Raw genomic sequence first — 20,517 nt, 5'->3', positions numbered from 1 at the left:
AGCCGTTCGGTGATGCCGAGTCTCGATGCGACCCGGAGAGAAGAAACCCATGACACTCAAACCGTTCAAGCTGACGGTTGCCGCCTTCACGAGCGCGGTCGCCGGAGCGGCCCTGCTCTTCTCGGCGGGACCGGCGTCCGCGGACAACCCTCCTTACAGCGACTGCCCGGCGTGGGCGCTGTGCCTCTACCAGAATGGCGGCGGAACGGGTTCGAAGGTGGTTGTCACCCCTCCCCCGGCGGGCGGCAACACAAAAATCGTGAGACTCATAAACACCCATTTCCTCAACGGGGAACTGGCCGACAACCAAGTCTCGTCCTGGCTGAACAACTCGCAGTGCTCGGTGCAGTTCTGGGACGACTCCAGCGGGGAGCTCCACCCTTCCGACCTGGATTACGCACCGTCATGGCAGTGGGGGCTGAAGGGTGACTACGCCTTCGGGACCTCCAAGGCGTACAACAACGACAGGATTTCCTCCTTCCGTTTCTACTGCCCGTAGAGGGAGAGCACGGGGCACTCGACCGGACGAGCACGCGCCGCCCACGCGTCCGGGTAACCGGATCCGACGGTGGGCGAGCGGTGGGCCCCGCCATCAGTGCCGCGGAGGTCCTCGGTGACGAGCTACGCGCCCGGGGCGGCCGGCGCCGTTGAGGGCGCTCCCGTGCCCTGCAGCGCGGCGAGGTCCGGCTCGCCGTAGCGGGCCCGCAGGGCCTGGAAGGCGGTGACCTTCTCCTCACCGAAGCGGGCCACGTGCGCGGCGTAGGCGTCGGCGGTGACGAACGACGGAGGCGTGGTCTTGGTGTGGAACTTGTCGGCGTACATCACCAGTTCCTCCTCCGGCGTCGTGGCCACGTAGTCGGCCTCGGGCAGGTCGAGGTTCTGGCGGCGGATGTCGGCGCGCGTCACGCCGACACCCGTGTGACAGGAGCAGAACCGGCACAGGGCCTCGGGCAGGCCCTCGCCGCGCAGCAGGTCGTGGCCGAGGATCCCGTGCCGGATGTAGGAGGCGTGGTCGAGCCGGCCGTCGCCGTCGAACAGCCGGTAGACGCCGATGTCGTGCAGCAGGGCGCCGGCCCGGACGAGGGCGGCGTCGACGGCGTGCCGGGAGCGGGACAGGAGCTGTTCGGCGAGGGCGGCGACGATGGTGCAGTGGGTGTACACGACCTCCAGCGCCTGCGGCGTGGGGGCGTACTTCTCGTGCAGCGCGCGGATCTGCCGGTCGGTGGGGAGCCTCACCGCGGCAGCGTAGCAAGGCGCGTGACCCGGACGACATCGCCGGTGCGGCCGCCGGCGAGCACCTCGATGCGGGTGCCGGTGGCCGGGTCGGTGAAGGTGTCGCCCGGGGCCCGGGCGGCCAGGTCGAGGGGGCCGCAGGGCGGGGCGCCGGGCGACCGGCCGCCCAGGACCCGCACCGGTCCCTCGCCGGTGGCCACGGCCGAGTCGACCTTGTAGATCAGGACTCCGGTCGAGCACGGGGCCGGGTCGTTGCCCGTGGCCCGGCGGGACTCGGCGACGTACGCGCTCGTGGGGCCCGTGCGCACCACGGCGATCTTGGTGCCGCCGGGGCGTTCCACGGGGGTGAGGCGGACGGTGCGGCTGCCGCCGGGGGCCCCGGCGAGGCAGGCGACCTGGTCGTCGCGGATCCAGCCGAGCTTCCAGGAGTGCCAGCCCAGGTACTGCGGGGCGGCACCGGCGATGTGGCCCATGACGTCCCAGCCGCCGACGAAGCGGTGCGTCTCGCCGGTGAAGGCGTACAGGTCGGGCAGGCCGAAGGTGTGGCCGGTCTCGTGGGCCGCGACCTTGTGGCCCCAGCGCCACATGTCCTGTCCGAAGGTGACGGCCCACTTGATGCGGCGGCCGTCGGCGGTGACACCGGCCGTGGCGGGGTCGAAGAGGTAGGTCGGCGAGAAGGGGATCGCGGTGGCCGTGCGGACGGGGACGACGTAGACCATGTCGGCGGAGGAGAAGTCCTCGTACGGGTCGGCCGCGGTGATCGCGTCGCGCAGGTAGCGCTCGTGGGCCTCGAAGCTCAGCCCTCGCTGGAAGCCGTACGCCGTGGACGCCTGCGGCATGCGCGCCCAACGGCGGGAGGCGGTGACGTCCAGGCGCAGCCGTCCGTGGGAGGCGGTGCGCAGCCAGCCGGCCGCGGGGGCGAGGTGGGCGGCGTACGGTGCGGTGGTCTCCGTGGCGGGGGCGTCGGGGAAGTCGACGTAGATCGTCAGGACGCGGCGGGTGCCGGTGGCGGGCTGGAACTGCGCGGGGTTGGTGTCGTGTCCCTCGTCGGTCCAGCCGGTGCGACCGGGAAGGGCGCAGTCCGCCGCCACCGGGTGGCCCGGGGCCCGCCCGGCCGCGGTGGCGGCGGGGGCGGGGGCGGTGAGGGATGCGGTGAGTGCGAGGACGGTGGCGAGCAGGCGTAACGGTGATGGCATGTCGCTCCTTGTCGCATGGTGGGTGGGGGCAGGCGGGTCAGCCTCCGTGCGGGGTCAGGGTGTACGTGCGGCCTGCCGTGTAGAAGTCCAGGGCTGCCCGGCCCTGTTCGCGGGGGCCGTGGGCGGAGGACTTGGCGCCGCCGAAGGGGAGGTGGAAGTCCACTCCGGTGGAGGGCGCGTTCAGGCGGATCATGCCGGTGTCCAGCCGGTCCAGGCCGTGCAGTGCCGCGTCCAGGTCCGCCGTGTGCACCGACGTCACCAGCCCGTACGGCACCGAGTTGGTGATCCGCACCGCCTCGTCGAGGTCCTCTGCGGGCAGCAGGGCGGCGATGGGGCCGAAGACCTCCTCGCACAGCAGCTGGTGGCCTGCGGGCACCTTTTCGAGCAACACGGGCGGCGCGTACCAGCCGGGGCCGTCGACCGCGGTGCCCTCCGCGAGGACCGTGGCGCCTTCCTGGGCGGCGGTCACGCGCTCACGCGCCTGCGGCGAGATCAGCGGGCCGCATATCGTCGCGGCGTCGGCGGGGTCGCCGACGGGGACGGCGCGCAGGGCCTCGGCGAGGGCCTCGCGCAGGGGGTCGAGGGCGGTGCCCACGGCGATCACCCTGCTGGTGGCGGTGCACTTCTGCCCGGCGTACCCGGCGATCGCCGCGGCGATGTGCGCGGCGGCGCGGTCGATGTCGGCGTCGGGCAGGACGACGGCGGCGTTCAGGCCGCCCATCTCGGCCTGGACGGGCACGCCGCGGTCGGTGGCGGCGCGGACCACCTGCCGGCCGGCGGCGGAGGAGCCGGTGAAGGAGACGACGTCGGCGGCGGAGACCAGGGCGCTGCCCTCGACGCTGCCGCCGGCCACAACGGTGAACACGTCGTCCGGCAGTGCACCGCGCACGATCTCGGCGAGGCGCAGGGCGCTCGCGGTGGCCTCGGGGGCGGGCTTGAGGACGACGGTGTTGCCGGTGGCGAGGGCGGGGGCGGCCTTCCAGGTGGGGATGGCGAGGGGGAAGTTCCAGGGGGTGATCAGGCCGGCGACGCCGTGCGGGCGGCGGCGGGTGAGCAGCAGCCCGGCGCCGGCGGCCGGTTCGTGGACGGCGCCGGTGGGCTCGTAGGGGGCCTGGGCGTAGTAGCGCCAGATGGCGACCGTGCGGGCCACTTCGGCGCGGGCCTCGGCCAGCGGCTTGCCCACTTCCCTCACGACGAGGTCGGCGAGTTCGCCGGCGGCGGCCTCGATCGCCGAGGCGATGGCGGACAGGGCCGCGGAGCGGGCGGCGGCGCCGGCCGCGGCCCAGCCGGGCTGGGCGGTGCGGGCGCGTTCGACGGCGTCGGCGACGGCGAACGCGCCGGGGGCCGCGAACTCGGCGACGACGTCGGAGGGGTCGGCCGGGTTGCGGGAGACGAGGGACGTCACAGCAGGAAGCCTCCGGGGAAGGGGTCGGCCGGGTCGAGGAAGTACTGGGCGGTACCGGTGATCCAGGCGCGTCCGGTGATGGTGGGCACGACCGCCGGCAGCCCGCCCACCTCGGTCTCGCCGACCAGGCGGCCGGTGAAGCGCGTGCCGATGAAGGACTCGTTGACGAAGTCGCGCTCCAGCGGCAGCGCGCCGCGGGCGTGGAGCTGGGCCATGCGGGCGGAGGTGCCGGTGCCGCAGGGCGAGCGGTCGAACCAGCCGGGGTGGATGGCCATGGCGTGCCGCGAGTGGTGGGCGTCCGAGCCGGGCGCGGCGAGGTAGACGTGCTTGAGGCCGCCGATCTCGGGGCGTTCGGGGTGGACGGGCCGGTCGGCGGAGGCGTTGACGGCGTCCATGAGGGCCAGGCCCGCGGCGAGGAGGTCGTCCTTGCGGGCCCGGTCGAAGGGCAGGCCGAGGGCGTCGAGTTCGACGAAGGCGTAGAAGTTGCCGCCGAAGGCGAGGTCGTAGGTCACCGTGCCGTACCCGGGCACCTCGATCTTGCGGTCGAGGCCGACGCAGAAGGCGGGCACGTTGGTGAGGGTGGCCGAGGTGGCCGCGCCGTCCTCGACCGTGACGTCGACGGCGATCAGGCCGGCCGGGGTGTCGAGCCGTACGGTGGTGACGGGCTCGCTGACCGGGACCATGCCCGTCTCGACGAGAACGGTGGCCACACCGATGGTGCCGTGCCCGCACATCGGCAGCACGCCGGAGACCTCGATGTAGAGCACGCCGTAGTCGGCGTCGGGCCGGGTGGGCGGCTGCAGGATCGCGCCGCTCATGGAGGCGTGGCCGCGCGGCTCGTACATCAGCAGGGTGCGCAGGTGGTCCAGGTGCTCGATGAAGTGCAGGCGGCGCTCGGCCATGGTGGCGCCGGGGATCACACCGACGCCGCCGGTGACGACGCGGGTGGGCATGCCCTCGGTGTGGGAGTCGACGGCGTGGAAGACGTGGCGGGTGCGCACGGACGTCCTTTCGTGAGGCGGAAGCGGGCGGCTCAGTGGTGTCCGTCGGCGATCGCCTTCTCGGTGGCGGCGCGCACCGCGGCCTCGGTCTCGCCGGTCAGCGGCAGGCGCGGGTGCCGGGTGGGTCCGCCGTGGCGTCCGGCGAGGTCCATGGACAGCTTGATGGCCTGGACGAACTCGGTCTTCGAGTCCCAGCGCAGCAGCGGGTGCAGCGACCGGTACAGCGGCAGGGCGGTGGTCAGGTCGCCGGCGACGGCGGCGTGGTAGAGGGCGGCGCAGGTGGCGGGGAAGGCGTTGGGGTAGCCGGCGATCCAGCCGACCGCGCCGGCGACGGCGAGTTCGAGCAGGACGTCGTCGGCGCCGATGAGCAGGTCGAGCTCGGGGGCGAGCTCGGCGAGTTCGTAGGCGCGCCGGACGTCGCCGGAGAACTCCTTGACCGCCACGATGTGGCCGTCGGCGTGCAGCCGGGCGAGCAGGGCGGGGGTGAGGTCGACCTTGGTGTCGATGGGGTTGTTGTAGGCGACGACGGGTATGCCGGCGCGGGCGGCCTCGGCGTAGTGGGCGCGTACGGCGTCCTGGTCGGCGCGGTAGGCGTTGGGGGGCAGCAGCAGGACGGAGCCGCAGCCGGCCTCGGCGGCCTGCTCGGCCCAGCGGCGGGCCTCGGCGGCGCCGTAGGCGGCGACGCCGGGCATGACGCGGGCGCCGTCGCCGGCCGCCTCGACGGCGGTGCGCACGACGCGGGCGCGCTCGTCGGGGGTGAGGGTCTGGTATTCGCCGAGGGAGCCGTTGGGCACGACGCCGTCGCAGCCGTTGTCGAGCAGCCAGCGCACGTGCTCGGCGTAGGCGTCGTGGTCGACGGACAGGTCGTCGCGCAGCGGCAGTGCGGTGGCGACCATGATGCCGCGCCAGGGGCGCTCGGGGCTCCAGGAGTTGACGGTCATGGTGCGGTGGGCCTTTCTGTCTTCGGCTGAGCAGTGAGATCAGTGGGATCGGTGGGATCGGCGGGATCGGCTGGTACGGAGCCCAGGGCCCCGAGGGGTACGGGTACGGCGAGCGGCCTGCGCTCGGCGGACGGCGGCACGGTCCCCTCCGCGGTGCCCTCCGCCGCCAGGCAGGCCACCGCCTGCCCGCACATCCGCCCCTGGCACCAGCCCATGCCGGCGCGGGTGAGGAGCTTGACGGTGCGGGCGTCGTGGGCACCGAGGTCGCGGGCGGCCTCGCGGACGCGGCCCGCGGTGACCTCCTCGCAGCGGCAGACGTCGGTGTCGTCGGTGAGCCACCGCGTCCAGCCGGTGCCGGGCGCGTGGGCCGCGGCCATGGCCTCGGCGAAGGCGCGCAGCCGGGCCCGGTCGCGGCGCAGCCTGCGCAGCCGGGCGCCGCCGGTGGACAGCGGGCGGCCGCCGAGGCGGGCGGCGACGGCGAGACCGGCCAGTTCGCCCTCGGTACGGGCCAGTTCCCAGCCGCCGATGCCGCCGGGTTCGCCGGCGGCCCACAGGCCGGGCAGGGAGGTGCGCTGGAGGTCGTCGAGGACCAGCGCCATGGTGCCGTCGGGGGTGCGCCGGGTGGCGCAGCCGAGGGTGGTGGCGAGTTCGATCTGCGGGACGAGCCCGTGCCCGGTGGCCAGGGCGTCGCAGGCGATGCGCCGGCCGGTGCCGGGAACCGGCCGCCAGGCGCGGTCGGTGCGGGCGACGGTGACGGCCTCCACGCGGTCGGTGCCGTGCACCTGGGTGACGACGCTGCGGGTGTGCAGCGGTACGCGGTGGCGCAGCAGCGCGGAGCCGTGGATCACCGCTTCGCGGAGTTTGCCGGGGTTGGCGGCCAAGGCGCGCGGGTGGCGGGCGTAGCCGAGGTAGCCGGCGGCCTCGACGACGGCGGGCACGGTGGCGCCGGCGGTGGCGAGCGAGGAGGCGACGGCCAGCAGCAGGGGTCCGCTGCCGGCGACGACGATGCGCCGGCCGGGCAGGACGAGCCCGGACTTGAGCATGGCCTGGACGCCGCCGGCGCCGACGACGCCGGGCAGCGTCCAGCCGGGGAAGGGCAGTTGGCGTTCGTACGCGCCGGTGGCGAGCAGGACGGCGCGGGCCCGTACGGTCACCGGTTCGTCGGCCTCGCCGTCGCGGCCGGTCAGGGCGAGCACGGTCCACCGGTCCTCGGCATGGCGGGTGACGGTCCACACGTGGTGGCCGGGCCGGTGCTCCACGCTGCTCGCGGCGAGGCGTTCGCGCAGGGCGGCGTAGGCGGGCCAGTCGTGGTGCAGGGCCTGGGGCCGGGCGGCGCCGAGGGCGGGGGCGGGGTGGCGGAAGTACTGGCCGCCGGTGTGGGCGGCGGAGTCGAGCAGGACGACGCTCAGGCCCGCTGCGGCGGCGGTGACGGCTCCGGCGAGGCCGGCGGCGCCGGCGCCGACGACGGCGAGGTCGTAGGCTTCCGGGACTCCCGACACTCGTGAGACTCCCGAGGCTTCAGACGGCGAGGTCGGCACGGCCGTGTCCCTCCTGGGTGGTGACGCGGTCGCCGGGGCGGGCGGGCACGAGGCAGGCGCGGCGGTTGGGGCGGCCGTTGACGGTGGCGAGGCAGTCGAAGCACTGACCGATGCCGCAGAACGCGCCGCGCGGGCGGCCGCCGTCGCGGGTGGTGCGCCAGGCGAGGATGCCGGCGGACCACAGGGCGGCGGCGAGGCTCTGGCCGGGCAGGGCGGTGACCGTACGGCCGTCGAAGGTGATCTCGAAGGGCGGGCCGGGCTCCGCCTCGACCAGTCCGGCGGGGGTACGGGGCACTGCGGGCTCTCCTTGCAGAAGGGCGGGCGGGGTCTTCACGTGGTCGCTTCAGGCGGTCGCGGCGAAGCGGCCGGGGTCGAAGGGACGGATGTCCAGCGGGGGTTCCTTGCCGGCGATCAGGGCGGCGACGATCGCCCCGGTGGCCGGTGCCAGGCCGATGCCGGCGCCCTCGTGGCCGCAGGCATGCAGCAGTCCGGGCACGTGCGGGTCGGTGCCGAGGGCGGGCAGGTGGTCGGGCAGGTACGGGCGGAAGCCCGCGTAGGTGCGCATCACCCGCACCCCGGCGAGGACGGGGAAGAGGGCGGTGGCGCCGTCGGCGAGGCGGCGCAGCGCCTCGGTGGACAGGGTGCGGTCGAAGCCGACGCGCTCGCGACTGGCGCCGATGAGGACGGGGCCCGACGGGGTGCCCTCGACGACGGCGGAGGTCTGCAGGGCGGCGGAGCCGCTGGCGACGTCGGCGACGTAATCGGCGGCGTAGACCTTGTGCCGTACGACGCGCGGCAGTGGTTCGGTGACGAGGACGAAGCCGCGGCGGGGCATGACGGGCAGGTGGGACCCGGCGAGGCGGGCCAGTTCGCCGCCCCAGGTGCCGGTGGCGTTGACGACGTACGGCGCGTGGGTGTCGCCGGCCGGGGTGCGCACCCCGCGGACCTCGCCGTGGTCGCCCGTCAGGACGGCGGTGACCTGCTCGCCGGTGCGCACCCGGGCGCCGGAGGCGCGCAGCAGGTGGGCGGCGGCGAGGGCGGGCTGCACCTGCGCGTCCTGGGGGTAGTGGAAGCCGCCGGCGAGGCCGGCGGCGAGGTGGGGTTCGAGGTCGTGCAGCCGGTCGGCGGGTATCTCCTCGGCGCTCACCCCGGCGGCCCGCTGCGCGGCGGCGAAGGTGCGCAGGGCGGCCATGCCGCCCTCGTGCGCGGCGACGACGAGGCCGCCCTTGGGCTCGTACTCGGTGCCGGGCGGCAGCGTGTCGGCCAGGTCGCGCCACAGCCGGGTGGAGAGCAGGGCGAGTTCGAGCTCGGGGCCGGGCTCCTTGTCGGAGACCAGGAGGTTGCCCTCGCCGGCACCCGTGGTCCCGCCGGCGACGGGACCACGGTCGATCACGGTGACGGAAAGGCCGTTGCGGGCGGCGTAGTAGGCGCAGGCGGCGCCGACCACCCCGGCTCCGACGACGATGACGTCAGGTGAGTTGCTCTGGGACACGGCAGTAATATTTCACATTGCACTACTCCTGCCAAGGGTCTGCCGGACCGTACCCGCAGGGCCGGCGATTTTTCTACCGCCCCGTCAGCTCGCCTGCCCCGTCAGCTCGTCTGCTCCGCCAGTTCGCCCATCCACGCCTCGATCGCGTCCGGCGTGCGCGGCAGCGCGCCCGACAGCAGCCGGGCGCCGTCGGCGGTGATGACGAGGTCGTCCTCGATGCGCACGCCGATGCCGCGCAGTTCGGCCGGCAGGGTCTCGTCGTCGGGCTGCAGGTACAGGCCGGGCTCGACGGTGAGCACCTGGCCCTCCTCCAGGACGCCGTCCAGGTAGGTCTCCGCCCGGGCGCGGGCGCAGTCGTGGACGTCGAGACCGAGCATGTGGCCGCTGCTGCACAGGGTGTAGCGGCGGTGGAAGTCGCCCTCCGCGCTCTTGAGCACCCCCCACTCGGCGAGCCCTTCGGCGATGACGCGCATGCCGGCGCGGTGGAAGTCGCGGAAGCTCGCGCCGGGCTTCAGGGCGGCGATGCCGGCCTCCTGGGCGGCGAGGACGAGTTCGTAGACCCGGCGCTGGACGGGAGTGAAGCGTCCGGACAGCGGCAGGGTGCGGGTGATGTCGGCGGTGTAGAGGGTGTCGGTCTCCACGCCCGCGTCCAGGAGCAGCAGGTCGTCGGAGTTCAGGCGGCCGTCGTTGCGGATCCAGTGCAGGACGCATGCGTGCGCACCGGCGGCGGCGATCGTCTCGTATCCGGTGCCGTTGCCCTCAGCACGGGCGCGCAGGGCGAAGACGCCCTCGATCCACCGTTCGCCGCGCGGGTGGGCCAGGGCGCGCGGCAGGGCCCGTACGACGTCCTCGAAGCCGGCGGTGGTGTGGTCGACGGCCAGTTGGAGCTGCTCGACCTCCCAGGCGTCCTTGACCAGGCGCAGTTCGCTCAGGGCGGCGGCGAGTTCGGCGTCGTCGGCCGCGTCGCGGCCCTGCGGCAGCCGGTCCGGCGCGTCGAGGTGCACGCAGCGGATGCCGGTCATGCGCTCGGCCTCGGCGAGGTCGGGGCGGCGGCCCACCCAGAACTCGCCGTAGCGGCGGTCGCGGTAGAACTCCGCGGACCCGGCGCCGCGCGGGGAGCGCGGGCGTATGTGGAGCACGGCTTCGTGCCCGTGCGGCCCGTCGGGCTCCAGCACCAGCACGTGGCCGGCCTGTTCCTCGCCGGTGAGGCCGGTCAGCCAGGCGTACGCGCTGTGCGGGCGGAAGCGGTAGTCGCAGTCGTTGGAGCGGACCTTGAGCTCGCCCGCGGGGACGATCAGCCGCTCGCCGGGGAAGCGTGCGGAGAGCTTCGCCCGGCGGGCCGCGGTGAGAGCGGCCACCGGCAGCCGGAGGTCGCCCGGGAGCGGGGTGGCCGCCCAGCCACCCGCCATGAACTTCTCCAGCTCGGGGCCGACGGGCAGATCGTGACTGACCGTACGGGGGGCACTGGCCGGCGGTCGGCTCATGAGGGGCTCCTCCTGGGGGGAGATGTCTGAATATCCGTCAACTTGTCAGGGGCACAGGGGTGAACGAAAACGGCCTGAGGGGTTGTCAGTGCCATTTCACATTACTACGTTACGTGTCACACGGCGCTGCCTCGAACCCCCCACGTACGACGCGTTCGCGCCGTTCCACCTCCCACGCACACCTCCCACCAGGAGTCATCGGTGTCCCAGTTCTCCACCCTGCGCAGAAGCGTTCGCAGACCCCTGCTCACCGCGGCCATCGCCGTGACGCTGTGCGCCACCGCCGGCCAGACCGGCTGGGCGGCCCCCTCCCCCGCCGCATCCCCCGCACCGGCACCCGCGGCCGCGACCGCCAAGGCCGCACCCAACCCGTTCGACGAGGTGAAACGTCTCGCCAACGCGCCGCGACCGGCGATCGAGACGCCCACCGCCCCCCGCGGTCTGACCAAGGCCACCATCCCCGGCCCCGCCACGGACAAGGCCGCGCAGGGCGGCTCCAAGGGCGTGGCGGCGGCGCCGCGCATCACCGTGCGCGGCGTCACCGTGGCCTGCACCGTCGACGGTGTCGCCGGCCTCGGCCCGGAACAGTTCGCGGACTTCCTCATGGACCCGGCCGTCACCGCCGACGGCTGTCTGCGCAACATCCTGTGGACGTGGGACTCCCGGATGACCCGCGTCTTCTCCCGGGAGAACGTGCGGGCCGTCGCCCTGCGCGCCGAGCGCTACGGCTACTGGCACGACGGGAAGAACACCGACCACCTGCTGGAGATGTTCACCTACCTCCACGCCGCGGCCTACCACGACTTCTCGCACGACGAGATAGACCTCTCCGACGCCACGACCGTGGAAGCCGTGCGCCGCGCCGTCTACTACTTCGGCATCGGGCAGCACACCTTCGACGCCACGGCCACCAACGGCACCACCCTGCGCGAGGCCCTGTACGCCGCGAGCACCCCCGAGCTGCGCCAGTACCAGCTGCCGCTGATGAAGCGGGTCCTGGGCATGCTGGACGCCTCCCACCCGCAGACCGCGAAGGACCCGGCCTGGGGCAACGCCGCCCTCGGCGCACTGTCCGTGGGCTACCTGGGCGTCAACAACAACGACCCCGGCTTCGTCGCCGCCGCGACCTCCGACACCGCCTACCGCTCGGCGCTCAAGGCGTTCGCCGGCTACGGCCACCTCAAGGGCACGCCCAACGACTGGGTGGCGCGCGACGCGATCAACGAGTACGGCCGGCTCAGCCAGATCGGCGCGCTCAAGAGCGAGGTCGGCTCCTCGCTCGGCGGCGTGCTGGACACCGTCGTGCGCACCTTCGGCCAGGGCAGCGAGCCCTGGGGCAAGGTCGTCACCTGGCTCAACGAGCTGGGCCAGTGCAAGCAGTACGGCGTGTGCAAGACGGACATCGAGCGCCGGCTCTTCCCGAACACGTACACCTACGACAACGGCGGCATCAAGGTCCGCACCGCACTCCCCCGCGAGACGGTGGACCGGCTGTACTACGCGAGCAAGCAGGTCAAGGCGCAGTACCACCGGGTGCTCGGCACCGACCAGCCGCTGGCGGGCGACACCAACTCCACGCTGAACATCGTGCTGTACGCCTCCCGCCAGGACTACGAGATCTACCACCCGCTGCTGACGGGCATGGACACCAAGAACGGCGGCATCTACATCGAGAACGGCGCGACGTTCTACACGTACGAGCGCCGCGTGCCGCAGGACTCCACGCTCACGCTGGAGGAGCTCTTCCGCCACGAGTACACGCACTACCTCAACGGCCGCTGGGCGGTGCCCGGCAGCTTCGGCGAGGGCCCGTGGTACCAGGGCGACCGGACGACGGCGATGGACGAGGGCACCGCCGAGTTCTTCGCCGGCTCCACGCGCGACGACGGCGTCAAGGTCCGCAAGTCGCTGGTGCAGGGCGTCATCAACGACACGGCGAACGGCGGGCCGCGCATGAGCGTCGACCAGCTGCTGCACGCCGAGTACGAGCGCGACGGCTTCCGCTTCTACAACTACGCGGGCACGTTCTTCGAGTTCCTGTGGAACGAGCGGCCCTCCCAGCTGCGGGAGATGTACGGCTACCTGCGGGCCAACGACGTCGCGGGCTTCGACGCCTGGCGCAGCCGCATGGGCCGCGACTGGTACGTGCAGCGGGACTACAACGCGTTCCTGGACAAGCAGATCGGCCAGGTCAAGGACCTGTACGTGCCGGCCACCGCGTTCACCCCCGTGAGCCGGCTGCAGGACGCCTCGGCCTCCCAGGTCCGCTCGTCCTTCGCGGCCGCGACGGGCCAGACGCCCGAGGACTGCCGCGCCGCCGGCTCCCCCGACCGCCCCCGCTTTGTGTGCACCGGCAAGGTCACCGCGAACCTGAGCAGCCCGGGCAACGCCGACGCGGTCTTCAAGGACATGTCCGAGACGGTCGACTACTTCATCCTCGACCGCACCAAGGCCCGCAGCAACAACTTCGCCGACATGAACTGCTCCTTCGGCAAGGTCGAGCAGTGGTCCGGCCGCGCCGCGGGCACGGCGGACTACGTCTGCGAGGGCCCGCTGCGCGGCTGACGCCGCCGGGGGCCGGGCGCGGGCCCGGGGCACCGGGCCCGCGCCGTCAGACCACCTGGAAGTTCGCCATCATCGCCATGTCCTCGTGTTCGAGGTTGTGGCAGTGCAGCAGGGAGCGGCCCTTGTAGCCGGTGAACCGCACGAGGACCTCGACCACCTCGTACGGGCGGACGTCGACGGTGTCCTTCCAGCCGGCGTCCGCCGCCCCCGGGCCCCGGCCGCCGCGGGCGACCACCTGGAAGTGGCCCAGGTGCACGTGCACGGGATGATGGAAGTCACTGCTGAAGCGCCAGCGTTCCACCCTGCCCAGCCGCGGGGAGGCCAGGATCTCACCGGTGCCGAACGGCCTCCCGTTGATCGTCCACATCTGCCGGTCGTCCGCGGTGTGCGTGCGCCGGAAGTCGAAGGTGCGTACCGGCATGGTCCGGTCCGGCACGAGGGTCTCGTAGGAGGGCGACAGCCGGGCCGGCACCCGGCTGTCGTCCTTCTCCTTGCGCACGACGCGGAAGCGCATGACGTCGCGCATGCCGCCTGCGGCCGCGGTGTTGCGCAGGGTGAGCTCGCTGCCGAGGGGGAAGGGCGAGAAGTCGACGACGACGTCGAAGCGTTCGCCGGGTGCCACCTCGAGGGTCTGCACGGGCCGGGGCGCGGCCAGCAGGCCCCCGTCGCTGCCGATCTGGACGAGCGGCGCGCTCCTGCCGCCGGGGGCGTCGAGCCGCAGCCGGTAGCGGCGGGCGTTGGAGGCGTTGAGCAGGCGGAAGCGGTAGCGGACGGCGCAGACGTCCAGGACAGGCCAGGGGGCGCCGTTGACGAGCTGGACGTCGCCGAGCACACCGTCCGGGAACGCGTCGTGGTCGTGCCGGGCCGGGTAGCGGAAGGAACCGTCCTCCTCGAAGGAGCGGTCGCAGAGCATCAGCGGCACGTCGCGTTCCCCGCGCGGCAGCGGCAGCCTGTCCTCCTCCGCGTCGGTGACGAGGAAGAAGCCGGCCAGGCCGCGCCAGACCTGCGGGGCGCTGAAGTCCATGCGGTGGTCGTGGTACCAGAGGGTCGCGGCCCGCTGCGGCAGCGGGTAGGCGTAGCTGCGGTAGCCCACGGTCGTGCGCCCGCCGTGGGCGGCGGCCATGCCGTCACCCGTCCCGCCGGGTGCGCAGCGCACGGGCAGCAGCAGGTCGGTGGGGTAACCGTCGGACTCGGGCGGGGTGACCCCGCCGTGCAGGTGGGTGACGGTGGGCACGGCGAGGCTGTTGCGCACCCGGAGCACGGTGCGGCGTCCGGAACGGGCGGCGAAGGTCGGGCCGGGGAAGATCCCGTCGTACCCCCACACCGTGGTGCTGCGGCCGGGCAGGATCCGTGCCGTGCCCTCCCGCTGCTCGACCTCGTAGAAGTCGGTGCCGTGCGCGCTGCGCACCGGCCGGGCCACCGGGGGCACGGGCAGCGGCACGGCGAAGGGCCGGGGCAGCGGGCCGGCACTGGCCAGGACGCGCCCGGTGGACGCGGCCGCCAGGCGGGACCAGCCGGCCGCCCCCACCGTGATCGCCGCTCCGGCGGCGGCCGTCAGCCCGAGGAACCCCCGCCGGCCCGGGAGACGGGGCCTCACCTCGCCGCCCCGGTGACGGTGTGCCGGGCGAAGGCCCAGCAGGTCAGGACTGCCGCGCAGCCGAAGACGGCCATGCCCAGCGGCAGGTGTCCGGCCAGGATCCGCGCCTCCCCCAGCCCTTGCTGCAGGCTCACCAGGGCGACCAGTACCGCGCTGGACACGGCCGGCCACAGGGGCCCGCGGGCGGCGCGCCAGACGGCCAGTGCCGCGGCCGTCTGCAGGACGGTGAGGGCACTGAGCACGCCGGCGTTCGCCGCGTGCCAGGCGAGGAGGTCGAGGTCGCCGGTGACGAAGAGACCGGCCAGTGCCGCCTGCATCAGGGTGTCCAGCAGCACCAGCACGGCCGCGGCCCGCAGCGCCGTCAGCGGCCAGCGGCGCGCGGGCGGGTGACGGTGCGCGGTCACCGGGGGCCGGTCGCGGAGGTCAGGGCCTGCTCGTAGGCGTGGAAGCCGTCCTCGACGCCGAGCAGTACGTCGTTGAAGCTCAGGTAGCCCTCGGCGATGACCGGGGTGTCGCGCAGGGCCTCGATCAGGAAGTAGTACGCGCCCAGGTCCTTCGTCTCCAGCAGGGCGAAGTCGGAGAAGCGGCCGTTGAAGGCCTCGGCGTCGAAGAAGCGGGCCGTCACCCGGTCCGCGTAGGCGGCGAAGACGGGCTCCAGGTACCGGGCGCGCAGGGCGTTGCGCTCCTCGCGCGGCAGGGCGAGCCAGCGCGGCGTGACCGTGTACGTCAGGACGATGCCGTAGGTCATGGGAGTCCCCCGAAGAGATTTGCTAACACCGTTAACTTTCGACACAAGCTAAAGTTACGGGTGTTCACTTTGTCAAGAGAAGGCGAGGGCACCCTCGTGCCGGGCACATCGGGAACCCCAGCCGGCGGACGCCGCCACCGCGTCCGCGAACAGGCCCTGACCGAGATCCTGGACACCGGCCGCCGGCTCCTGGTCGAGGAGGGGCCCTCCGCCGTCACGCTGCGGGCCATCGCCCGCGAGATGGGCATGACCGCACCCGCCCTCTACCGCTACTACGCCGGCCACCGGGACCTCGTCCAGGCCCTGGTCTCGCGCCTGTACGACGAGCTGGCGGCCTCGCTGGCCGAGGCCCGCGAGCGCCGGCCGGCCGACGACCCCGGCGGGCGGCTGCGCGAGGTGTGCCGGCAGCTGCGCCGCTGGGCGCTGGCCCACCCCCGCGAATTCGGGCTGCTGTTCGCCAAGCCGGTCACGGACGCCGACACCGCGCCCGGGTCGGCCGCGCACGACCCCAGCTGGCGCTTCGGCACGATCCTCCTGGAGCTGATGGTCCAGCTGTGGCGCCGTGGCGGCGTCACGCCGCCGGCGGACCTGGATCCGGCGTGGACGGTCCAACTGGAGGAGGTGCGCGAGCACTTGGCCGGCGAGCCCGTCCCCCTGGAGGTCGTCTACGTCTTCGTCTCCTGCTGGGCCCGCGTGTACGGCGCGGTGGCCGTCGAGGTGTTCGGCCACCTCGACTTCGCCCTCACCGACCCCGAACCGCTCTTCGAGCACGCCCTGCGCGACGTCCTGGCCGCCCTGGGCGCCCCCGGGGCGTAGCCGCGGGGCCCGAATCGCGGACCCGCCCCACCGCACGGCATCGTGGAAGGTGACGTCCGGTACGACAACGAGGTGGTGGACGCGGTGGAGCGACCCCTGGTCGTGGGCGCGGACGGCTCCCCCGGCAGCCTGCCCGCCCTGGACTGGGCCGCCGCCGAGGCGGCCCGGCGCGGGCTGCCGCTGCGCATCGTGTGCGCCTCGCTGTTCGAGCGCTACGAGGCCCAGCTGCCCTCGGCCGGCGGGGAGGAGCTCCCCGAGCAGATGCTGGCCGAGCACGTCGCCGCCTCGGCCGGGCAGCGCGCCCGGCAGGCGGCCCCCGGGCTCGACGTGCACACCGAGGTCGTGCCGACCGAGCCGGTGGACGCCCTGGTGGAGGAGTCGCGCCGGGCCTCCTTGCTGGTCACCGGCTCCTCCGGGCGGGGTGCCGTGCGGGAGCTGCTGCTGGGCTCGGTGAGCCTGTCGGTGGCGGGCCGGGCCCACTGCCCGGTGGTGGTCGTGCGCGGCATCGAGGAGAACGTCCGGGGCGAGGGCCGGCGCGTCGTGGTGGGCGTCGGCCGGGAGGAGGAGGCCCCGGCGGCCGTGGAATTCGCCGTGGCCGCGGCGCAGCTGCGCGGCTGCGAGGTGGAGGCGGTACGGGCCTGGCGCAGCCCGCAGCAGCAGGCCGACCCGCTCGTCGTGCTGGACCAGGCCGCCCGGGCCTACGCCGAGCAGGCCGCCGCCCTGCTGGAGGACGCCCTGCGCGCCCCGCTGGAGCGCTACCCCGGGGTCACCGCCCGGCGCACGGTCGTCGAGGGGCCGGCGCACAAGGCCCTGGTGCGGCTGTCGGCGGGTGCCGCGCTGCTGGTCGTCGGGGCCACCCGGCGGCACGGCCTGCGCGGCCTGCAGCTGGGCCGGGTCAGCCATCGTGCGCTGCACCACGCACCGTGCCCGGTCGCCGTCGTCCCGCACGAGTGAGACCACGAGTAAGACCACGAGGGGGACAGTGACCCCCGGGGTTCAGCCGTGCCCGGGGGCCTGCGGCGGGGGTGCGACGATCAGCGGGCAGTCCGTCCGGTGGGCGAGGGTGCGGCTGGTGGAGCCGGCCAGCATGCCGCGGAAGCCGCCCCGGCCCCGCGCCCCGACCACCAGGCAACGGGCGCGGCGGGCGGCGGAGGCGAGCATTCCGGCCGGGTCCCCGGTGAGGACCTCGCGGCGGACCTGCACGTCCGGGTACTGCGCGCAGTGGCCGGCGAGCGCCTCGGAGAGCACCAGCCGCGATGCGTCGAGGAACTCCGGCAGCTCCGCGTCCCGCGGCCGGCGCACGTCGACGGCGACCAGCCCGGTGCCGGCCAGGGCCGCCTCCTCGAAGGCGAGGGCGACGGCGAGGTCCGAGGCGGACGAGCCGTCCACGCCGACGACGACGGGCGCGTCCGCGGGCAGCCCGGCGGCCGGCTCGGGCACCAGGACCACCGGGCAGGCCAGGTGGCCGATCAGGGCGTCGCTCTTGTCGCCCGGGGTGAAGAGGGTGTCCACCCCCGTGTACCGGCGGGCGCCGAGCACCAGCATCCCCGCCGACTCGGCGGCCTCGCGCAGCACGTGCACCCGCCGCCCGGCCACCAGGGAGGGGACGAGCTCCAGCTCCCGGTGGCGCATGAGGGCCGTCTCCAGGGCGTCCTGCAGCAGGGCCTCGCCGGTCGCCCGGAAGTGCGTGACCCACGAGGGCGGCTCCTGTCCCGGCCCGCTGCGCGGCGGCTTGCCGGTGGGCCACTCCTGGGCGTGCACCAGGTGCAGCGGCAGCCCGCGCCAGGCGGCCTCGTCGGCCGCCCAGGCGACGGCGTGCGGGCTCACGGCGGCGCGGGTGACGTCGACAAGCACGGGTCCGCTCACGCGCATCCGCGGGTCCCTTCCGTCGGCGGGTCCGCTTCCCTTCCCGGCTTCCATCATCCGGCCGGACGGGGAGCGCCGCAGGCCGGGGCCGTCCCGCGGGAACCGTGCGCGTCGTCCGTCCCGTCCGTGGGCGCGGCGCCTGCCGCGTGCGCTCCCCCGCGCTCCGTACGGCCCCGCCGGCCCCCCGGGCGCCCTCGGACCGCCGTCACCGCGGCCGCCGCCCGTCCGTTGGTCAGGGCGTGCAGGGGGCGAGGAGGACGCGCGGACGCAGGGTGAACCGGACGCGGCTGGCGGTGGCGGGCGGTGTCGCGCTGGCCGCGGCCTGCGGGCTGCTCGCGGCCACGGCCGACGGGGTGCTGGCGGTCTCGGCCGCGGCCTCCGGCGGCGCGTTCAAGCTGACGGGCGAGCGGCTGGAGGGCGAGGGCTTCAGCGAGCGCACCGACATGCTCGTGGAGCACGGCGGCGCCCGGCACCCGGTCGGCGTGGTGACCGCCGACCGGGCCTGGCTCAAGGGCCTGTGCGCCAGCCTGCTCGTGCCCACCCCCTTCGGGCCGGTGACGCTGCGCGGCAGCGCCGGGCGCATACGGCCCGTCCTGGCCACCGGCATCGTCGTCAACACCGACCGGGTGCGCGGCCGCGAGACCGTCTTCGAGGGCCTGCGCGTCGGCGTGCTGCCCGAGGGCGGCGTCGGTGCCCGTACGCGCCGAGTGACGGTGGAGCGGCCGGAGTTCACCTCCTGGCTGGCCACGGCGGGCACCTTCCGGCTGAGCGACGTGGACGTCGGTATCGAGGCGGGCCGGCACGAGTGCTCCTGACCGGGGCGGGGGCGGCGCGGCGGCGGTTCGGGGCCTGGCGCCGCGGCCGGCCGCTGGGTGCGGCGGTGCTGGCCGTGCTCGGCGCGCTGGAGCTGCTGTGGCTGCCGTTCACGGGCTTCCCGGCGGCCGTTCAGGTCGCCGGCGTGGTGGCCGGTGCCGGGCTGTCCACGAGCGTGCCGCTGCTGGTGGCCGCGGTGATGCTGGCCACGCACCCGGGGCTGCACACGCCCGTCGGGCTGACCGTGCTGGCCCTGGCCCTGCTCGCCCTGGTCACCTGCAACGCCGGCGGGATGCTGCTGGGCAGCCTGCTCGCGGGGGCGGGCGGGGTGTGGGGGTTCGCGTGGCTGCCGCCCGAGCGGGAAGCGGGGTGAGGGTCGGCGCTGCCGTGCTGTGTGCGCTGCTGGTCTGCACGGCCCCGGACCTCCGGGCCCTGCCGCCGCATGCGGCTGCCGGATTCGAAGCTGCCTCCGCCGACGACTTCGCGGGCGCGCCGGTCACCCTGGTGGCCCGCAGGGCGGTGACGGGCCCGGTCGGCTGTGTCCGCGCCGCGGGCAGGGGGCATCCGGTGCTGCGGTGCCGTCTGGAGCGCGCCACGCTCACCGATGCCGTCGTGACCGTCCGGACGACGGGCCACCCGACCACGGCGCGGTTCGCGTGGGCCGGGCTGTCGGGCGGCATCGACGTGGACCTCACCCGCATCGACGCCTGCCTCCTGGGCGTCCTTCCGGTGCACGCCGCCGCGGACCTCCCCCTGCCCGCGGCGGCCGCCCCCGGGCTGGAGCTGACCGACGTCACCCTCGGCGCGGACCGGGTGGCCATCGGCGACGGCCGGGTACGCGAGCCCGGGCTGTCGACGGCAGGGTGAGCACCGCAGGGCTCAGACGGTGCCGAAGCGGCGTTTGCGGAGGGTGAACGCAGCGATGAGCGCGCGCAGTTGGTCGCCGGTGAAGTCGGGCCACAGGGTGTCGACGAAGAAGAGCTCCGCGTAGGCGGCACGCCAGAGCATGAAGTTGGAGATGCGCTGTTCGCCGGAGGTGCGGATGAGCATGTCGATGTCGGGGAGGTCGGGCAGCGGCAGGTGCCGGGCGAAGAGCCGCTCGTCGATGGTCTCCGGGTCCAGCCGCCCGGCGGCGGCACAGCGGGCCAGCACGGCCGCGGTGTGCACGATCTCGTCACGGCCGCCGTGGTTGAAGCAGAAGGCCACGGTCATCGCCCGGCCCGTCGAGGTCCGTTCCTCCACCTCGTGCAGCGCCCGGACGACGGCCGGCGAGAGCCGGGCCTGCGTCCCCTGCCACCGGAAGCGCACTCCGCGGTGCGCGTAGTCGCCGAAGGACTCGAAGGCCTCCTCCGCGAGCCGCATCAGCGCGGCGATCTCGGCCTCGGGCCGGTTCCAGTTCTCGGTGGAGAAGCAGAACAACGACAGGTGCTCGATCCCCTCCTCCAGGGCTCCGTCGAGCACCGAGGACAGCGCGCGCACCCCGGCCTCGTGCCCGCTCGTGCGCGGCAGGCCGCGCCGGGCCGCCCAGCGGCCATTGCCGTCCATGATGAGGGCCACGTGGCGCGGCCGGTGGCCGTGCCCTGCCGCCACGGCCGGCCGCACGCCGACGTCCCGCGGCAGGGGCAGGCCCCCCTTCAGCAGCCACCTGGCCAGGGATATCCGCCACTTGGCGGTCCGGACGGTTCGGATGTCCCGACGGGGCACGGCGCCTCCTCACCTCGCGCTCCCGCACGTGAGGGAAGCATGCGTCGTACCGGCGCCACCCACACGCCAAACCCTCTGAAAAGATGAAATCACCACCTACCGCCTTGGATAAGCTCGT

21 protein-coding genes are annotated in these 20,517 nt (G+C 74.4%); 7 read left to right on the top strand and 14 right to left on the bottom strand.

What is annotated here, in order from left to right:
• Positions 1 to 49: 49 nt before the first annotated feature.
• Positions 50 to 499: a peptidase inhibitor family I36 protein gene (locus AC27L3_RS01020; protein WP_487232027.1), complete on the top strand. Its 450-nt coding sequence runs from the start codon at positions 50 to 52 to the stop codon at positions 497 to 499.
• 122 nt (positions 500 to 621) lie between these two features.
• Here the strand turns inward: AC27L3_RS01020 and AC27L3_RS01015 are convergent, their stop codons facing one another.
• The 9 genes from AC27L3_RS01015 to AC27L3_RS00975 form a co-directional block, all read right to left on the bottom strand.
• Complete coding sequence (locus AC27L3_RS01015) at positions 622 to 1,236, bottom strand: HD domain-containing protein (RefSeq protein WP_487232026.1); 615 nt, start codon at positions 1,234 to 1,236, stop codon at positions 622 to 624.
• A complete protein-coding gene (locus tag AC27L3_RS01010; RefSeq protein ID WP_487232025.1) occupies positions 1,233 to 2,429 on the bottom strand; it encodes a M6 family metalloprotease domain-containing protein in 1,197 nt (398 codons plus the stop codon). Before AC27L3_RS01010 ends, AC27L3_RS01015 begins: the two co-directional genes overlap by 4 nt.
• Before the next feature lie 37 nt (positions 2,430 to 2,466).
• Positions 2,467 to 3,834: an aldehyde dehydrogenase family protein gene (locus AC27L3_RS01005; RefSeq protein ID WP_487232024.1), complete on the bottom strand. Its 1,368-nt coding sequence runs from the start codon at positions 3,832 to 3,834 to the stop codon at positions 2,467 to 2,469.
• Positions 3,831 to 4,835 (bottom strand): proline racemase family protein, encoded by a 1,005-nt coding sequence (locus tag AC27L3_RS01000; protein WP_487232023.1) that lies wholly within the window; start codon positions 4,833 to 4,835, stop codon positions 3,831 to 3,833. Before AC27L3_RS01000 ends, AC27L3_RS01005 begins: the two co-directional genes overlap by 4 nt.
• A gap of 32 nt (positions 4,836 to 4,867) precedes the next feature.
• A complete protein-coding gene (locus AC27L3_RS00995; RefSeq protein ID WP_487232022.1) occupies positions 4,868 to 5,776 on the bottom strand; it encodes a dihydrodipicolinate synthase family protein in 909 nt (302 codons plus the stop codon).
• On the bottom strand, positions 5,773 to 7,275 hold the full coding sequence (locus tag AC27L3_RS00990) for an FAD/NAD(P)-dependent oxidoreductase (protein ID WP_487232021.1): 1,503 nt from the start codon (positions 7,273 to 7,275) through the stop codon (positions 5,773 to 5,775). The genes AC27L3_RS00995 and AC27L3_RS00990 overlap by 4 nt, the downstream gene beginning before the upstream one ends.
• 19 nt (positions 7,276 to 7,294) lie before the next feature.
• On the bottom strand, positions 7,295 to 7,609 hold the full coding sequence (locus tag AC27L3_RS00985) for a (2Fe-2S)-binding protein (protein WP_344433510.1): 315 nt from the start codon (positions 7,607 to 7,609) through the stop codon (positions 7,295 to 7,297).
• Between the two features lie 48 nt (positions 7,610 to 7,657).
• Positions 7,658 to 8,806, bottom strand: a complete 1,149-nt coding sequence (locus AC27L3_RS00980; protein ID WP_487232020.1) for an NAD(P)/FAD-dependent oxidoreductase — start codon at positions 8,804 to 8,806, stop codon at positions 7,658 to 7,660.
• Positions 8,807 to 8,907: 101 nt separating this feature from the next.
• On the bottom strand, positions 8,908 to 10,290 hold the full coding sequence (locus tag AC27L3_RS00975) for an aminopeptidase P family protein (RefSeq protein ID WP_487232019.1): 1,383 nt from the start codon (positions 10,288 to 10,290) through the stop codon (positions 8,908 to 8,910).
• A 201-nt stretch (positions 10,291 to 10,491) separates the two neighbouring features.
• On the opposite strand from AC27L3_RS00975, the gene AC27L3_RS00970 reads away from it, so the two are divergent.
• The gene (locus AC27L3_RS00970; RefSeq protein ID WP_487232018.1) at positions 10,492 to 12,855 is read left to right on the top strand and encodes a collagenase; all 2,364 of its coding nucleotides are present in this window, start codon (positions 10,492 to 10,494) and stop codon (positions 12,853 to 12,855) included.
• A 46-nt stretch (positions 12,856 to 12,901) separates the two neighbouring features.
• Here AC27L3_RS00970 and AC27L3_RS00965 read toward each other — a convergent pair whose 3' ends face one another.
• The 3 genes from AC27L3_RS00965 to AC27L3_RS00955 are packed head-to-tail and all read right to left on the bottom strand — an operon-like array spanning position 12,902 to position 15,200.
• Positions 12,902 to 14,452, bottom strand: coding sequence for a multicopper oxidase family protein (locus AC27L3_RS00965; protein WP_487232017.1), 1,551 nt, complete (start codon positions 14,450 to 14,452; stop codon positions 12,902 to 12,904).
• Entirely contained in the window at positions 14,449 to 14,856 is a 408-nt protein-coding gene (locus tag AC27L3_RS00960) for a hypothetical protein (RefSeq protein ID WP_487232016.1), read from the bottom strand. Before AC27L3_RS00960 ends, AC27L3_RS00965 begins: the two co-directional genes overlap by 4 nt.
• The gene (locus tag AC27L3_RS00955; protein WP_487232015.1) at positions 14,853 to 15,200 is read right to left on the bottom strand and encodes a darcynin family protein; all 348 of its coding nucleotides are present in this window, start codon (positions 15,198 to 15,200) and stop codon (positions 14,853 to 14,855) included. Before AC27L3_RS00955 ends, AC27L3_RS00960 begins: the two co-directional genes overlap by 4 nt.
• A 96-nt stretch (positions 15,201 to 15,296) precedes the next feature.
• Between AC27L3_RS00955 and AC27L3_RS00950 the strand changes: the two genes are divergently transcribed.
• Both AC27L3_RS00950 and AC27L3_RS00945 read left to right on the top strand, forming a co-directional pair.
• A complete protein-coding gene (locus tag AC27L3_RS00950) occupies positions 15,297 to 16,016 on the top strand; it encodes a TetR/AcrR family transcriptional regulator (protein WP_487232014.1) in 720 nt (239 codons plus the stop codon).
• A gap of 42 nt (positions 16,017 to 16,058) precedes the next feature.
• The gene (locus AC27L3_RS00945; RefSeq protein ID WP_487232013.1) at positions 16,059 to 16,970 is read left to right on the top strand and encodes a universal stress protein; all 912 of its coding nucleotides are present in this window, start codon (positions 16,059 to 16,061) and stop codon (positions 16,968 to 16,970) included.
• Positions 16,971 to 17,012: 42 nt separating this feature from the next.
• Here the strand turns inward: AC27L3_RS00945 and AC27L3_RS00940 are convergent, their stop codons facing one another.
• On the bottom strand, positions 17,013 to 17,882 hold the full coding sequence (locus tag AC27L3_RS00940; RefSeq protein WP_487232012.1) for a universal stress protein: 870 nt from the start codon (positions 17,880 to 17,882) through the stop codon (positions 17,013 to 17,015).
• Between the two features lie 272 nt (positions 17,883 to 18,154).
• Between AC27L3_RS00940 and AC27L3_RS00935 the strand changes: the two genes are divergently transcribed.
• From AC27L3_RS00935 to AC27L3_RS00925, 3 genes are read left to right on the top strand one after another with little or no spacing between them, the layout of a single operon-like run.
• Positions 18,155 to 18,697 carry a DUF6230 family protein gene (locus AC27L3_RS00935; RefSeq protein ID WP_487232011.1) on the top strand — a complete coding sequence of 181 codons (543 nt, stop codon included), beginning with the start codon at positions 18,155 to 18,157 and terminating at the stop codon, positions 18,695 to 18,697.
• The gene (locus AC27L3_RS00930; protein ID WP_487232010.1) at positions 18,688 to 19,068 is read left to right on the top strand and encodes a DUF6114 domain-containing protein; all 381 of its coding nucleotides are present in this window, start codon (positions 18,688 to 18,690) and stop codon (positions 19,066 to 19,068) included. Before AC27L3_RS00935 ends, AC27L3_RS00930 begins: the two co-directional genes overlap by 10 nt.
• A complete protein-coding gene (locus tag AC27L3_RS00925; protein ID WP_487232009.1) occupies positions 19,065 to 19,562 on the top strand; it encodes a hypothetical protein in 498 nt (165 codons plus the stop codon). The genes AC27L3_RS00930 and AC27L3_RS00925 overlap by 4 nt, the downstream gene beginning before the upstream one ends.
• A gap of 12 nt (positions 19,563 to 19,574) precedes the next feature.
• Here AC27L3_RS00925 and uppS read toward each other — a convergent pair whose 3' ends face one another.
• Positions 19,575 to 20,399, bottom strand: coding sequence for a polyprenyl diphosphate synthase (gene uppS / locus AC27L3_RS00920; RefSeq protein ID WP_487232008.1), 825 nt, complete (start codon positions 20,397 to 20,399; stop codon positions 19,575 to 19,577).
• Between the last annotated feature and the right edge of the window lie 118 nt (positions 20,400 to 20,517).

This window comes from Streptomyces sp. PKA51, from assembly GCF_057552455.1.
This window is presented reverse-complemented; position numbering and strand designations above follow the sequence as displayed.